General features: G+C 65.1%; 12 protein-coding genes. 6 read left to right on the top strand and 6 right to left on the bottom strand.

Annotated features, from left to right (window positions below):
* Nucleotides 1-138 precede the first annotated feature (138 nt).
* From B0G69_RS11115 to purT, 3 genes are all read right to left on the bottom strand, one after another.
* Complete coding sequence (locus tag B0G69_RS11115) at nucleotides 139-507, bottom strand: MliC family protein (RefSeq protein WP_121316921.1); 369 nt, start codon at nucleotides 505-507, stop codon at nucleotides 139-141.
* Between the two features lie 129 nt (nucleotides 508-636).
* Nucleotides 637-849: a DUF6726 family protein gene (locus B0G69_RS11110; protein WP_121316920.1), complete on the bottom strand. Its 213-nt coding sequence runs from the start codon at nucleotides 847-849 to the stop codon at nucleotides 637-639.
* Nucleotides 850-1,006: 157 nt separating this feature from the next.
* Nucleotides 1,007-2,221, bottom strand: a complete 1,215-nt coding sequence (gene purT, locus B0G69_RS11105; protein ID WP_121316919.1) for a formate-dependent phosphoribosylglycinamide formyltransferase — start codon at nucleotides 2,219-2,221, stop codon at nucleotides 1,007-1,009.
* 293 nt (nucleotides 2,222-2,514) lie between these two features.
* Between purT and B0G69_RS11100 the strand changes: the two genes are divergently transcribed.
* Nucleotides 2,515-3,054: an META domain-containing protein gene (locus tag B0G69_RS11100; protein WP_121316918.1), complete on the top strand. Its 540-nt coding sequence runs from the start codon at nucleotides 2,515-2,517 to the stop codon at nucleotides 3,052-3,054.
* Nucleotides 3,055-3,354: 300 nt separating this feature from the next.
* A complete protein-coding gene (locus B0G69_RS11095) occupies nucleotides 3,355-7,755 on the top strand; it encodes a DNA translocase FtsK (protein ID WP_121316917.1) in 4,401 nt (1,466 codons plus the stop codon).
* A 166-nt stretch (nucleotides 7,756-7,921) separates the two neighbouring features.
* Here the strand turns inward: B0G69_RS11095 and B0G69_RS11090 are convergent, their stop codons facing one another.
* A complete protein-coding gene (locus B0G69_RS11090; RefSeq protein WP_199731183.1) occupies nucleotides 7,922-9,256 on the bottom strand; it encodes a lactonase family protein in 1,335 nt (444 codons plus the stop codon).
* A 219-nt stretch (nucleotides 9,257-9,475) separates the two neighbouring features.
* Between B0G69_RS11090 and B0G69_RS11085 the strand changes: the two genes are divergently transcribed.
* On the top strand, nucleotides 9,476-9,628 hold the full coding sequence (locus B0G69_RS11085; protein WP_007175701.1) for a DUF3096 domain-containing protein: 153 nt from the start codon (nucleotides 9,476-9,478) through the stop codon (nucleotides 9,626-9,628).
* A 268-nt stretch (nucleotides 9,629-9,896) separates the two neighbouring features.
* Here the strand turns inward: B0G69_RS11085 and B0G69_RS11080 are convergent, their stop codons facing one another.
* Nucleotides 9,897-10,142 carry a hypothetical protein gene (locus B0G69_RS11080; protein WP_121316915.1) on the bottom strand — a complete coding sequence of 82 codons (246 nt, stop codon included), beginning with the start codon at nucleotides 10,140-10,142 and terminating at the stop codon, nucleotides 9,897-9,899.
* 229 nt (nucleotides 10,143-10,371) lie between these two features.
* Between B0G69_RS11080 and B0G69_RS11075 the strand changes: the two genes are divergently transcribed.
* Together B0G69_RS11075 and phaZ are read left to right on the top strand one after the other, a co-directional pair.
* Entirely contained in the window at nucleotides 10,372-12,261 is a 1,890-nt protein-coding gene (locus tag B0G69_RS11075; protein WP_121316914.1) for a glycoside hydrolase family 15 protein, read from the top strand.
* Nucleotides 12,262-12,441: 180 nt separating this feature from the next.
* Complete coding sequence (phaZ, locus tag B0G69_RS11070) at nucleotides 12,442-13,719, top strand: polyhydroxyalkanoate depolymerase (RefSeq protein ID WP_121316913.1); 1,278 nt, start codon at nucleotides 12,442-12,444, stop codon at nucleotides 13,717-13,719.
* A gap of 110 nt (nucleotides 13,720-13,829) precedes the next feature.
* Here the strand turns inward: phaZ and B0G69_RS11065 are convergent, their stop codons facing one another.
* Nucleotides 13,830-14,462: a TetR/AcrR family transcriptional regulator gene (locus B0G69_RS11065; protein ID WP_121316912.1), complete on the bottom strand. Its 633-nt coding sequence runs from the start codon at nucleotides 14,460-14,462 to the stop codon at nucleotides 13,830-13,832.
* Nucleotides 14,463-14,701: 239 nt separating this feature from the next.
* Between B0G69_RS11065 and rsxB the strand changes: the two genes are divergently transcribed.
* Nucleotides 14,702-15,556: an electron transport complex subunit RsxB gene (gene rsxB, locus B0G69_RS11060; RefSeq protein ID WP_121319310.1), complete on the top strand. Its 855-nt coding sequence runs from the start codon at nucleotides 14,702-14,704 to the stop codon at nucleotides 15,554-15,556.
* The last annotated feature ends 8 nt before the right edge of the window (nucleotides 15,557-15,564 follow it).

Raw genomic sequence — 15,564 nt, 5'->3', positions numbered from 1 at the left:
ACGGCGAATGCCATGCCGGACAGCTTACTACTCGAACGGAAATGATGCGCGCAGGCGGAACATGCGGCGCGGCGAGGATGACGTGAGGCAGGCAAAGGAGAAGCGGCGGCACGGACACGGAGGGCCGCCGCATCATGCCTAGCGGACGATGGTGACGCAGTCGGAGAGAACCGGCGGCGCATTTTCGCCGTTCGTCGCGTCATATAGATCGGCGCGCGGACCCTTGGTCCACCACGTGTAGCTGCCGGCCTGGTATTTCGCGCCGGACGCCGACATCGTATTGACGAACAGCAGCGGTTTGCCATTCACCGGCACGAGCGCGAAGCTCTGGCCGTTCGCGGTGTTCCAGTAAGTGACATGCAGAATCTTGCCGGTCGCGCAGGTGTATTTGTGCGTCTGGCGGTTTTTGGTCTGAATCTGCGAGACCTGCAACGGCGCGGCCCATGCATGGCCGTCGAGCGCGGCGAGGCTCGCCGCTGTGATTGCTGCAACCAGCCATGTCTTCATCGGATGCCTCGCTTGTTGCTGGTTTGCTATGGCGTTTGATGTGGCGTTTGATGCGGCGTTTGTGGCGACATTCCCAACCGGACGGAATGCGAATCGCACGCCGCATTGCGTGGCGCGATGACCAGACGCTCAAGGATCGATCACCGCCGCGCATGCGTCGGTCGGCGCGGCGGCGACGTGCCCGACCAGCGGCACGATCTTCAGACCGGCCGACGCGACCCGGCACGGCGCGGCCGCGAGGCCGCAGCCCGCGAGCCCGGCACATAGCGCGAGCGCCACGCCGAGTGCCCCGAGACGGCCGGTCATGCCGCACTGCGTGATCTTGCGCGAGTCAGGCGCCATACATACCTCGATCCCGATGAGCTCGACGAGCTTCCATCATTCTGTTTAGAGCGCCCGGCAAGCACGGCCGGCGCGTAAATGGTGTCGTGCGGGGTGTCGTGCATGCGGTTCGCATCTCGACACGCGTGAGCGCAGCTTCGCGCACGGCACCCCGGGCTTATTTCGCCGACACCGGCCGCACCGCCGCCGCGGCCTGCTTCGCGCGCGAGCGTGCCTGGTCGAGGCTCTCGCCGGTGGCGAGCGCGACGCCCATGCGGCGCTTGACGAAACTCTCCGGCTTGCCGAACAGGCGCAGGTCCGCATTGGGCACCGCCAACGCCGCCGCGACGCCTTCGAAAGCAATACCGGTTTCGTCCAGCCCGCCATAAATCACCGCCGATGCCCCCGGCGCCCGCAGCGACGTATCCACCGGCAAGCCGAGGATCGCGCGCGCATGCAGCTCGAACTCGGAGAAGCGTTGCGAGCACAGCGTGACGAGCCCCGTGTCGTGCGGACGCGGACTCACTTCCGAGAACCATACGTCATCGCCGCGCACGAAAAGTTCCACGCCGAAGAGGCCGCGGCCGCCGAGCGCGGCCGTCACCTTGTGCGCCACTTCGCGCGAACGTTCGAGCGCGAGCGGGCTCATCGGCTGCGGCTGCCAGGATTCGACGTAGTCGCCCGCCACCTGCACGTGGCCGATCGGATCGCAGAAATACGTGCTGACTGCGCCGCTCGCCGGATCGATCGCGCGCACGGTCAACTGCGTGATCTCGTATTCGAAGTCGATAAAGCCTTCGACGATCACGCGGCCGTGATTCACGCGGCCACCCGCCATGGCGTATTGCCAGGCGGGTTCGACGTCGGCCTCGCTCCTGAGCACCGACTGCCCCTTGCCCGACGACGACATCACCGGTTTCACGACGCACGGATAGCCGACCTTGGCGATGCCGGCGCGCAGTTCGTCGAGCGAATCGGCGAACGCGTATGGCGAGGTCGGCAAGCCGAGCTCTTCCGCGGCGAGACGGCGAATGCCTTCGCGGTTCATCGTGAGTTGCGTGGCGCGCGCGGTCGGGATCACCTCGGCGAGACCGTCGGTTTCGATCGCGGCGAGCGCGTCGGTGGCGATCGCCTCGATCTCGGGAACGATCAGATGCGGGCGCTCCTGCTCGACCAGCGCGCGCAGCGCGGCGCGGTCGGTCATGTCGATCACGTGCGCGCGATGCGCGACCTGGTGGCCCGGCGCATTCGGGTAACGGTCGACGGCGATCACTTCGACACCCAGCCGTTGCAGCGCGATGATCACCTCCTTGCCGAGTTCGCCGGCGCCGAGCAGCATGACGCGCGTGGCGGAGTCAGAAAGGGGCGTGCCGATCCGTTGGCCGATCTGCATGGGGTCTCCAGAAAAAGTCAGGATGAAGGTGGGATTGGTGAGAACACGATGTTAACATGCGGGCCCCTCGCCGCGGCTTGCTCGCGGCGGCCGCATTGTCCTGTCATTGTTCGTGCGCGAAAGGTGCATGAGGCGTGCATGAGGGGTGCATGAAGCGCGCACGAAGGACGCGGCAGTGCCGCGCCCGTGCGCCGCCGCCATCTCACTAAAATTTTCGCACGCCGTTGCGCTCGCGTGCGGCCAGCTTAGTGCGTTACCCTTACGCCTTCGCCAGTTTGAAGAGGAACGACGCCATGCTCCAAAGCTCCTCCGCGCGACGTGTTGCGCGCTTCACCCCGTCCGTGCGCGCGGCCATCGCCGCGCTGAGCGTCGCCGCGCTGCTGGGCGCCTGCGCGATCCCGAAACATCCCGACTCGGCCGCTGCGGCGCCCGATCCCTACAATCCCGCCGCCGTGCAGCTGCTCGACGACACGAGCTGGGTGCTGAGCGCCTGGAAGCAGGCCGACGGCACGGCGCGCGCGGTTCCGTCAGCCGACCAGGGCGGACCGCTCACGCTCACGCTCTCCACTTCGAAGGGTCAGCGTTACGCGAGCGGTTTTTCCGGCTGCAATCGCTTCATGGGCACATACGCGCTGAAGGACGGCAAGCTCAGCTTCGGTCCGCTGGCCGGCACGCGCATGGCGTGCATGTCGCTGGGCGGCAACATCGAAGGTGCGTTTCTCGACGCGCTGACGCGCATCGAGCGCACCGGCGTGCAGATGCGCGAGCCGCAGCAGATGCAGATCACGCTCGATAACGGCGACACGCTGACCTTCGATCGCAGCACCAAATGAAAGGTGCGCCAGAGGGTGCCCGAGCCGGCAGCCGGCTCGCCTGCCCGCGACGTGAAGCAGTGGTACGCGCACGGGCGACTCGACGCACCAATGAACGCATGCACCCGCATCCGGGCCGCCTCGCGCGGGTTGCGCCCGGTGTTGCGCCGGCAGTTCATTTTCGCCGATGGCAGGCCGCGCGCCGGTCTGCTCTCCCTTGGGACGCAAGCATACTTGCGTCGGCCTTCGAAGCCTCGTGCTTCGCCGGTTTAAACTCGACGGATTGCGTTTTTGCGCGTCCGTCATTCGTTGATGTCTAGCATGCACACGGTAGTTTTCGGCTGGTTCGGCGGGTCGGCCGTCTGGTTCATTCCTCTTTTGTGGCGCCTCGTGAAGTCGGTGCTGCCGGGCGGCGCAGGCTTGCGCGGCCCCGGCACGATCCGCCTGTGGCTCGGCTTCGTCTGCGTGATGGTGGCGAGTTGCACGCTCGAGGCGTCGCTGCTCGACGTGGCAGGTCTCAATGGCCTCGGCCATGCGCTCGCTGCGGGCTTTGGTCATCTGCTCGGACATATCGGCACACCGCTCGCGGCGCTCGCCCTGCTTCTCATCAGCCTGCCCTGGCTGATCGACTTCCGCTGGCGTGATTTCGCCGCGTGGGCGGACGGCGCGTTCGGTCTCGGCCTGTCGCGCGGACTGGCCAGGCGCGATGAGGAAGCGCGCCGGCATCGCAGCGTCGATGACGGGTTGTCTTCGCACGTTTCGCCGGCCACCAATACGATGGCGCCGAAAACCAATGGGCGCTACACGCGTCCGACCGTGTGGCGGCCGCCGGCGAGCGGACGCGGCGCGGCGTCCGGCAAGGATGCGGCGGCGCGCGGTGCTGGGTCGAGTTGGCGCGCGGGTGACGTGACGCCGCGCAGCCAGGCGACGCAGGTCGAGCCGGTGCTGCGCACGGGCGCGGCGACGCCGCCGCGGCAGGCGTCGATTCAGAAGTCGGCGCTGAATGCGGATAAGGCGCCATTCATGCCGGCTGAGCCGGTCGCGCCTGCCGGGTGGTTGCGGGAGACCGCGTCGTCGCGTGCGGGGGTGCCGGTGGGGGCTGGGGCGGCGGGCATTTCAGGCGCCTCTGCGGTACCTCGCGATGGCGCGTTGCAGGTCGGCCGACGCTCGGCTGGCGAACAACGGTCGGTGGGATCGGTTGATTCGGGGGCGGGTTTGGCGACGGCGGCGGGTGTGGCGGGTGTCCCCGGTCCTGCCGCGTCGGGCGCGGCAGGCGCGTCGGCGAGGGCCGCGCACGGCGTGGCGGCAGCCACGGCTGCAAGCACTGTGGCCGGTTCGATGATGAATACCGCGGCCGGCGCGAGCCATTCGGCGGCAATGCAGCGTGCAGCGGCTCCGCCCGACCGCGCTGCCGCGACCCGTCAACCGTTCCCGGCTGCCCCGCTTGCGAACGCGGTCACGCCACCATCGGCTACGCCTCGGACGGCACCGAGTTACACGCGGCCCATGGCGGCGGCGCAGAAAGTTTCGCCGCCCGCCAGCGTCCAGGAAACGCTGCGCAGCATCGCGGAAAATGCCGCGCGCTGGACCGATCTGGCCGGCGTCAGCCTCGCGCGCAGCAGCGGCGCGGAAGGCGCGAAGATGACGGCTGCGGCGCACGCCGCGCCGTCGGTCGAGGTCGACTGGCCTCGCGAGGATGCACGCCATGTCGCAGCGGCTGGGACGGCTTCGTCGACGCGTGCGGATGAGCCTTTGCGGGAGATTGCCGAGCCTGCGGTTGAGCAGCCTGTCGCGCAGTCGTTTGAGCAAACGCCCGTTGAAGCGGCGCCCGTCGAATCACCGGGGATGGAAGCCGCAGTCGATGCGCCAGTCGAGACGAATGCAGAGCCCGTCGTGCATTGGCCCATCGAGCCGCCGATCATTCACGCGTCGCTGACGGCTGCGCCCGCGCCTGCTGTGTCTGCGCATGTGGTGTCTGCGCATGTGGTGTCTGAGCCTGCTTTGGTCGCGCCTGCTGCGCCCGCTCCAGTTTTGTCCACGTCTGCTGTGACGGCACCTGCTGCGTTGATGCCTGTTAGGTCGGCAGCCGCGGCGCCTGTCCCCGCCGGGTCTGCTGGGTCTGCTGGGTCTGCTGGGTCTGCCGGGTCTGCTGGGTCTGCCGGGTCTGCCGGGTCTGCCGGGTCTGCCGGGTCTGCCGGGTCTGCCGGGTCTGCTACGTCTGCGCCCGCTGTGTCCGAGCCTGCTGTACCCACGTCGCCCCCCGCTGCGTTCACACCTGCAACACCCGCACCGCCTGCGCATGCATCCGTCACGGTTGCCCCGCAACACGCGACGCCGGCAGTGACGCCCACGCCATTCCAGATCTTCGCGGCGCAGTTGGAAACGAGCGACGAACAGCCAGCACCGGACAATTCACCTTTCGAAGACGACCCGGCGCAATCGACCATCCACATCGACAGCCACGCGCACCCGATTGCCGAGTTCACGCAACCGGTCAGCGAACGGGTAGAGTCCGCGCAAACCACCGCGCCTGGCGTCACAGCGTCCACGAATGACACTGTCGCGGCGCGCGCGGAAGAGCCCGCTCCGGTCGTCGAGTCTGCCGCCGTTCCTGCAACGACGCTGCACCCGCCCGTACCGGCCGCAGAAGTGTTTGCCGATAGGACGCTCACGCCTTGGCAAACCAAGGTCGACGCCATCGCGACACAGCACGACGTGACGGCATCGGTCGTGCCGCCGGCGAGCCACACAAGCGTTCCAGCTGAAACCGCCCCGACATCTCACGACATCCCGTCGATGCACGTCGCAAGCGCGAACTCGATCGAAGCAGCAACACTGGGCCAATCAGAAACGGCGGACCTCCCTGCCCCGCTAAACGTAGCGCAAGCGGGAAGCACTTTCGCACCTGAAACGACGGCAACGACCGCAGCGACCGTCGCAGCGAACACCACCCCGTCAGCCGCGGCACACAGCATCGAGCAGCAGGCCTCGAACGTGGTTCGCTTCTCAGGTTTCGCGGCTCAGGCCGCATCGTTGGCACCAGCCACCGGTGTCGACGAAGCGGCCAGCGCGGAAGAATCCGCTATCGCTGCCCGCACGATCGAACCGCCCGTCGCGTCAGTACCGTTCACACCATCGGCAACCCCGCCAACTCCGCCTGCGGAACCCGCCGTCCAGCGTCCCCCGCTGCGCGGCCACGTCCCGGCCAACGGCTTCGAATTCCATGCGCCCGCTGCGTCGATGGTCGAGCTGCCCACGCTCGATCTGCTCGAGCGCGCCCACACCGACGTCGAACCGGTCTCCGAGGAAAAGCTCATCGAAACCGGCCTGCTGATCGAGCAGCGTCTGCAGGAATTCAAAGTGCCGGTCACCGTGGTCGGCGCGTCGGCGGGTCCGGTCATCACGCGCTTCGAAGTCGAGCCCGCGCTCGGCGTGCGCGGCAGTCAGATCGTCGGCCTGATGAAGGACCTGTCGCGCGGTCTCGGCCTCACCTCCATCCGCGTGGTCGAAACGATTCCCGGCAAGACCTGCATGGGCCTCGAATTGCCGAACGCGAAACGCCAGACGATCCGTCTGTCCGAAATCCTCGAAGCAAGCGTCTACCAGAACTCGCATTCGCAACTCACGCTCGCGATGGGCAAGGACATCACCGGCCATCCGGTCGTCGCCGATCTCGCGAAGGCGCCGCACATGCTGGTCGCGGGCACGACCGGTTCGGGCAAGTCGGTCGCGATCAACGCGATGATCTGCTCGCTGCTCTACAAGGCGACGCCCGAGGAAGTGCGCCTCATCATGATCGATCCGAAGATGCTGGAGCTGTCGGTGTACGAAGGCATCCCGCACCTGCTCGCGCCGGTCGTCACCGACATGAAGCTCGCGGCCAACGCGCTGAACTGGTGCGTCGGCGAAATGGAGAAGCGCTACCGGCTGATGTCCGCGGTCGGCGTGCGCAATCTCGCGGGCTTCAACCAGAAAATCCGCGACACTGAAGCGAAGGGCAAGAAGCTCGGCAACCCGTTCTCGCTGACGCCCGAAGCGCCCGAGCCGCTCGCGCCGCTGCCGCTGATCGTGGTCGTGATCGACGAGTTGGCCGACCTGATGATGGTCGCGGGCAAGAAGATCGAAGAGCTGATCGCGCGGCTCGCGCAGAAGGCGCGCGCGGCCGGCATCCACCTGATTCTGGCCACACAGCGGCCCTCGGTCGACGTGATCACCGGGCTCATCAAGGCGAACATTCCGACGCGCGTCGCGTTCCAGGTGTCGTCGAAGATCGACTCGCGCACGATTCTCGATCAGATGGGCGCCGAGTCGCTGCTCGGTCAGGGCGACATGCTGTTCCTGCCGCCGGGTACGGGCTACCCACAACGCGTGCACGGCGCATTCGTCGCCGACGAGGAAGTGCATCGGATCGTCGAGTATCTGAAGCAGTTCGGCGAGCCGCAATACGAGGAAGGCATTCTCGACGGCCCGGCCACCGATGGCGGCGCGGCGCAGGACCTGTTCGGCGAATCGCCGGATGCGGAAGCCGATCCGCTCTACGACGAAGCGGTCGCGTTCGTGGTGCGTACGCGGCGGGCGTCGATTTCGTCGGTGCAGCGGCAGTTGCGCATCGGCTATAACCGTGCGGCGCGCCTCGTCGAGCAGATGGAGACGGCGGGACTCGTGTCGGCGATGAGCATCAACGGCAGCCGCGAAGTGCTCGCGCCAGGGCCGGCGGAATAGCGGGCCGGCGGGCGGTTTCTCGCCGGTTTGCAAGGGGCGGCTGATCGGCCGCCGATGGCTGCGAGGCGAGTTGCCGAGCCGGCCGCAAGGCAAAAGAACGGGCCGCTCCAAGCGGCCCGTTCTTCATTCCACCCACACGTTCAAATCAAGCACGACACTCTGCCTTTCACGACGGCGACACCAGCTTGAAGTCCACCGGCGCGCCGAGTTCGAAGTGCTGCTTCGGCATCGGATCGAGCAGGCCGCTTTGACGATCGCGCTTGAACACGTACACCGTATCGCTGTTCTGATTGCCGACGATCAGCCAATTGCCGGTCGGATCGATCGCGAACTCACGCGGCGACTTGCCGAGACTCGATTGATGCCCGATCTTCTTCAGATGCCCATTCGCGGGATCGACCGAGAAGATCACGATCTCGTTCGCGTCACCGCGATTGGACGCATACACGAAGCGCCCGTCCGGCGACAGATGGATCGCCGCCCCGCCGACCGCCCCCTTGAAGCCCGGCTGCGTCATAGGAAGCGTTTGCACCAGCTTGAGCTTGCCGTCGGCGTAGTCGAACGTACTGACCGAGGCGTTCAGTTCGCTCGTCAGATACGCATGCTTGCCGTCCGCGCCGAAGATCAGATGACGCGGCCCCGTGCCCGCCTTCTGCTGGGTATAGCCCCAATCGGTCGGCGTGAGCGGGCCGTGACTGTCGCCCGGCGTGTAGCGGTACGAGTACAGCTTGTCGGCGCCGAGGTCCTGCGCGAAGAGATAGCGCCCATCCGGCGAAAACACCGTGGAGTGAACGTGCGAGTTGTCCTGACGCCCCTTCACCGGACCGCCGCCCTCGTGATGCACGGTAAGCACCGACGTGCCGAGCTGGCCGTCGCCCTGAACCGGTAACACCGCGAAGCTGCCGCCCGGGTCGGCCGCCACCGAGTAGTTCGCGCTCAGCAGATACTTCTCATCCGGTGACAAACTCAGATAGCACGGATCATTGCCATCCGACGACACCTTGTTGAGGAACGTCAGTTGCCCCTGCGCGGCGTCGAAGCGAAACGCGCTGACGCCGCCGCGCTGCGTGGCCGGGCCATTGTCGCCGGGCAGTTCGTTGACCGCATAGACGAAGCGGCGGTCACGGCTCACCACGAGGAACGACGGATTGACCGTCTGCGCCACCGACACGCGCGTGGCCGCGCCCGTCTTCGTGTCGAAACGATAGACGTAGATGCCCTCGCTCTTGCCGCTGGTGTAAGTGCCGACCAGCATGTTGTAGACGCCGTCCGCGGGGACCGGGCCGGAACCTTGCGCATACGCGTGCGACGCAACAATCGAGACCATGAGCACGAAACCTTTTATTATCGAGCGGGCAGCGCATAGAGGCGCAGGCCGCCCGGTGTGTCCTATCCCGCAAGCAGCGGCGGCGGGCGAAACGGCGGGCGAAACGGAAGGCGGGAAAACAGATGAAGCGCGACTCGAAATGGCACGCACGGCCGCCCGGCGACGACGAAGCATAGAACCTCCTCCACATCGGTTATTGGGTCGAAGCGGTTGTAATGATGTCGCTGGTCTGCCGCGCGGTGAATCTAGCGTTGTTCTTATCGAGGCAAGTATAAAAGCGTTGGGTCGGATCATGCAGTGAATCCGGCTGCCGGCACGCATCGGCAGCCATTGTCCCGCGTCGCGGGACGTTTCTTTAATCGCGTCTTACGCATTTCACACTACGGAGTCTTCATGAACGTCACACTCAGCCTGGGCCCGCTCGTTTCGTTGATCGCCGGCATTCTGATTCTCGTGATGCCGCGCCTGTTGAACTACATCGTCGCGCTCTATCTGATCATCATCGGCATCATTGGGATCTTCGGTGTGGGGTCGTCGCACTTCTGAGTGGCTGGCAATCGACGTGCGGCCGGGCGCAGGCCTGGCTGCGCATCGTCAATGCGCAAGGAAGGCGCGACGAAGCACACGCGTGTGGCGACGACCGTCCGCACGCGCGACGCAAAGCTGATGTGTGGGAAATGCAGCGTCGCCAACGCTCTCGCGCCGCATCACGATGCAGCTTCGCGGCAATGCCTTAGCAGATCTTCAAGCCGCACGCATGGAGCGCCGCCGCTCGCACATCGGCCGCGCGGCTTGCACGCCCGGTCGCCGAGCGTCAACCATTCGAAAGCTGGTCGAGCCGCAAGCGTCCCTGCAACGACAGCGCGCCGACGGCATAATGGCCGTCACCTTCCTGATAGCGCCGGAAGCAGGCCCGTTCGACCAGAAACGCGGCAGCGGCGAGCATGCCGTTGCGGCTTAGGCCCAGCCGGCCATGATCGAGCGGCAACATCGAATCGCCGGCGAGTTGGCTGGCGGCCGAGAGTATCGTGATGCAATCGGTTTTCGTCGGGTTCAGCATGGCATTCGTCCTCGGAAACGGCGCCTGTGTGCGCCATGGGCAAGGCCGACTCGCTGCCCGGATGGGCTCCGGGGCTCGGCTCGAAATCCGATTGTAGGCACTGATTTGACAATTACCAACCCGCGTTTTGCCGCATTGTGCGATGAACCAATGCGCATCGCGCGAGTCCGGTAGTAACCATGACCCAGCGCGACGGCCTCGCCGCGCGTCATCACTGACACGCTCCTCTATGCCCGCACACATCGAAGACTATGCGCTCATCGGCGACGGCCATACGGCCGCGCTCGTCTCCCGCGAAGGTTCCGTCGACTGGCTCTGCTGGCCGCGCTTCGACTCCGGCGCGTGCTTCGCGGCCCTGCTCGGCACGCCCGAGAACGGCCGCTGGCTGATCTCGCCGGTATCGGAAGACCCTGAAGCCGCACCGACCATCACGCGTCGCTATCGCGGCGAAACCCTGATCCTCGAGACCGATTTCGAAACGGCAGAAGGCGCCGTCACGCTGATCGACTTCATGCCGCCGGGCAACGGCTGGTCGGAGATGGTGCGCATCGTCGTCGGCAAACGCGGCACCGTGCGCATGAAGATGGAACTGGTGCTGCGCTTCGACTACGGCTTTTCGATTCCGTGGGTCGACAAGCTCAAGCACGACAGCGGCATCAAGGCGATCGTCGGACCGGACAATGCGGTGCTGCGCACACCGGTCGAGCTGCGCGGCGAAGACATGAAAACCGTCGCCGACTTCACCGTCAGCGCTGGCGAACGGGTGCCGTTCTCGCTCGCCTACGCGGCCTCGCATTTGCGCATTCCGCCCGCGCGCGATCCGCACACCTCGCTCGCGCGCACCGAGAATCACTGGCTCGAATGGTCCGCGCGCGGCACCGTCGAAGGTCGCTGGGCCGACGCGATCCGCCGCTCGTTGATCACGCTGAAGGCGCTTGCCTATGAGCCGACCGGCGGCATCGTCGCGGCGCCCACCACGTCACTGCCGGAGCAGCTCGGCGGCACGCGCAACTGGGACTACCGCTACTGCTGGCTGCGCGACGCCACCATCACGCTACTCGCGATGATGCGCGGCGGCTACTACGACGAAGCGCGCGCGTGGCGCAGCTGGCTCGGCCGCGTCATGGCCGGCGCGCCCGAGCAGTTGCAGATCATGTACGGGATCGCCGGCGAGCGGCGGCTGCCGGAATTCGAAATCGACTGGCTGCCGGGTTATCAAGGCGCGAAGCCGGTGCGCATCGGCAACAACGCGGTCGGCCAGCGCCAGCTCGACGTGTATGGCGAAGTGATGAACGCGCTGCATCTCGCGCGCGTCGGCGGCCTGCAGGCGGACGACACCGCATGGAACGTGCAGCGCGCGCTGCTGAAACACCTCGGCACGATCTGGCAGGAGCCCGACGAAGGCATCTGGGAAACGCGCGGCGGCCGCCAGCATTTCACTTTCTCGAAGGTGATGGCGTGGGTCGCGTTCGATCGCGCGATCCGCTCGGCCGAAATGTTCAAGCTCGACGGCCCCCTCGACGAATGGCGCGCCACCCGCGCGCAGATTCACGCGGAAGTCTGCGAGAGAGCGTGGAATACCGAGCTCGATGCGTTCTCGCAGTACTACGGCAGCGACCAGCTCGACGCGAGCGTGCTGCTGCTGCCGATGGTCGGCTTCCTGCCGCCGCACGATGCGCGCATCAAGGGCACCGTGGCGGCGATCGAGCGCGACCTGATGCGCGACGGCTTCGTGATGCGCTACCGCACCACCGAATACGACGACGGCCTGCCGCCCGGGGAAGGCACGTTTCTCGCGTGCTCGTTCTGGATGGTGGACAACCTCGCGCTACAAGGCCGTATCGACGAAGCCATCACGATGTACGACCGGTTGCTCGCGCTGTGTAACGACGTGGGCCTCCTCGCCGAAGAGTACGATCCGGCGGAGAAGCGCCTGGTCGGCAATTTCCCGCAGGCGTTTTCGCACGTGGCGCTCGTGCATACCGGCCTGAATCTGATGAAGCACGAACAGGAAATGGCCCAGGCAACCGGGCATCCGGGCCATAACGGCAGCAGCTCCGCAACACTGAAGGCTGAGGCAACCCCCGATAGCGGCGCGGCAACATCGCCAGTAGCATGATTTAATGACGTTTGCGTGCTACCCGCACGCAAATTGCTGCATTGCACAAGTGCGCTTTGTTCGATATGATCGATCAACCTGTCGGCCGAAAATCAATGTGCCAACAATCAAAACGGCCCGCCGCAACGCCTCACGCGTGTTTGCGAAGCCCCATGCGAACCGCTTAAAAACGGAGCACCCATGCTCTATCAACTGCACGAATTCCAACGGGCGATGTTGAGCCCCCTCACCGCCTGGGCCCAGGCCGCGTCGAAATCGTTCGCGAATCCTGCCAGTCCATTGGCCTATGTGCCGGGCGCAACCCGTCTGTCGGCCGGCTATGAACTGCTGTACCGGCTAGGAAAAGATTACGAAAAACCCGAGTTCAATCTTCACCAGATTGTTAAAGATGGTCACAACATTCCGATCATCGAGCAGATCATCGTCGAGAAACCGTTCTGCCGTCTGATGCGCTTCAAGCGTTTCGCCGACGACAGCGACGCCGTCACGCAGTTGAAGGACGAACCGGTCGTACTGGTCTGCGCACCGTTGTCGGGACACCACGCCACGCTGCTGCGCGACACCGTGCGGACGTTGTTGCAAGACCACAAGGTGTACCTGACGGACTGGATCGACGCGCGCATGGTGCCGCTCGAAGCCGGCGAGTTCGGTCTGAACGACTACGTCGCCTACATTCAGGAATTCATCCGTCACATCGGCGCGAAAAATCTGCATGTGATCTCGGTGTGTCAGCCGACGGTGCCCGTGCTGGCGGCCATTTCGCTGCTGGCGAGCCGCGGCGAAGACACGCCACGCACCATGACGATGATGGGCGGACCGATCGACGCGCGTAAGAGCCCGACCTCGGTCAATTCGCTCGCCACCCAGCACTCCTACGAGTGGTTCGAGAACAACGTGATTTTTACGGTGCCGCCGAACTACCCGGGTGTGGGCCGTAAGGTTTACCCGGGCTTTCTGCAGCACACCGGCTTTGTCGCCATGAATCCGGAACGTCACGCGGCCTCGCACTGGGACTACTACCAGAGCCTGCTGCGCGGCGACGAAGACGATGCGGAAGCGCATCGCCGCTTCTACGACGAGTACAACGCCGTGCTCGACATGGACGCGAACTATTACCTCGACACGATCCGCGTGGTGTTCCAGGAATTCCGTCTTGCCGAAGGCACGTGGGACGTCGCCGGCGAGCGGGTAAAGCCGGGGGACATTACGAAGACCGCGCTGTTCACCATCGAAGGCGAACTGGACGACATCTCCGGCGACGGTCAGACCTATGCCGCGCACGAGTTGTGCACCGGCATTCCGGAGAGCGCCAAGCGCCACTTCACCGCGGAAAAATGCGGCCATTACGGCATTTTCTCGGGCCGGCGTTGGCGCACGATTATTTATCCGCAGTTGCGCGACTTCATCCTCGAGCACAACAAGGCGCCGAAAGTAGTGAAGGAAAAAGTCGAAGCCTGAGCGAAATACGCACGCGGCATACGTCGATAACGACGGCCTCTTCGGAGGCCGTTTTCGTTTGCAATTCCGCTGCCGTACCGTGTACGCCGCGTGCGCGCCGACTTGTGCGTCTACTTGCGCAACAGATACGCGAGCAGCAACTCGGTGTTCATCTGTATCACTTCACTGCGTTCACCGGCGCTATTGAAATCGCGGCCGAGCGTCGCTTCGAGCGTGAAGCGGTTGGACACGATGTAATAGCCCATGCCCGACAGCGTCACGTAAAAGCGCAGCGGATCGACATTGGCGCGAAATAGCCCCGCACGCTGTCCACGTTCGAGAATGCCGCCGAGCGTCGCGACGATCGGCGAGATCATTTCGCGGATACGCGTCGACTTCTGCATGTAGCGCGCTTCATGCAGATTCTCGTTGTTGACCAAACGCAGCAGTTCGGGATGATCGCGGTAGTAGTCCCACACGAAATGCGCGAGACGCGTCACGGCCTCGACCGGCGCGACGCCGTTCAGTTCGAGTGTGCGTTCCGCTTCGTTGAGCGCACTGAACGCGTGCTCGAGTACCGCGGTGAAAAGCTGCTCCTTGCTACCGAAGTAGTAATAGAGCATGCGTTCATTCGTTTCCGCGCGGCGGGCGATCTGATCGACGCGTGCGCCGAATAGCCCACCATTTGCAAACTCTTCGGCCGCCGCAAGCAGAATGCGGCGCCGCGTGCCTTCAGGATCTCTTTTGATTTTCGGCTGATTCATGGTGGCATCGTCTTCGTGAGCCGCGTTATCCGGATCGCGCCGCCGGCCTCTCCTCGGGCCTTGCACCGACAGCGTTGAACGGGCGCGCCATGGTTGGGGAACACACCCTTTTCTGCGGTCTTTCGAAAAAGCGCTTCGATTATGGCACATGGATTGCGAATGGCAATTGGGGAAATCGGCGATAATGTGCTATTTAGTTCAGGCTGTATGGCAGCAAGGCAAGCCCCCGCGTCGTGACCGTGACAGACATTAAAATACTTGCGGATCGCATAGAAGATCTGCTGCCCCAAACGCAATGCACGAAGTGCGGATATCCCGCATGTCGTCCCTATGCCGAGGCCATTGCGAACGGCGAGGCCAATTACAACCAGTGTCCTCCCGGCGGCGCCGAAGGTATTGCACGCCTCGCCGCGTTGCTCGGCAAGCCGGTAATTCCGCTCAATTCCGCCAACGGTATCGAACGCGCGCGTCCGTTGGCGGTTATCGACGAACAGGTTTGCATCGGCTGCACGCTGTGCATGCAGGCCTGTCCGGTCGACGCGATAGTTGGCGCACCGAAACAGATGCACACCGTGATTGCCGATCTCTGTACCGGCTGCGATCTGTGCGTGCCACCGTGCCCAGTCGACTGCATCGCGATGCCGTCCGTCACCGGCGACGCGACCGGCTGGAACGCATGGACACAGAGCCAGGCCGACGCCGCGCGCGCGCGTCATAACCGTCGCGAAGCCCGTCTGGCGCGTGAGCGCGAAGCGGCCGAAGCGCGTGCTGCCGCGCGTCACGCCGGCGGTGCGGGCGCGACGCTCGCTCCGGACGTGACGCAAGCGGCTCAAACAATGCAAGCCGGCACCGCTACGGCGCCAGCGGCGCCCACCGTTGACGACGCCGAAGCGAAGAAACGCGCGATCATCCAGGCCGCGCTCGAGCGCGCTCGCAAGAAAAAGGAAGAACTGGCCGCCAAAGGCCAAGGCCCGTTGAACACCGAACGCGTCAGCGCCGACGTGCAGGCGCAGATCGACTCCGCCGAAGCGCGCCGCCGCCGTCTCGGCCTCGCCGCCGACGACGACACCGACACGCCGTCCAACCCGCGCTGAACGCACCC

Origin of the sequence: Paraburkholderia sp. RAU2J (genome assembly GCF_003634845.1) — a bacterium.
GTDB classification, from domain to species: Bacteria; Pseudomonadota; Gammaproteobacteria; order Burkholderiales; family Burkholderiaceae; genus Paraburkholderia; species Paraburkholderia fynbosensis.
Note: the sequence above shows the minus strand (reverse complement) of the source record. Positions and strands in the feature narration are given on the sequence as shown.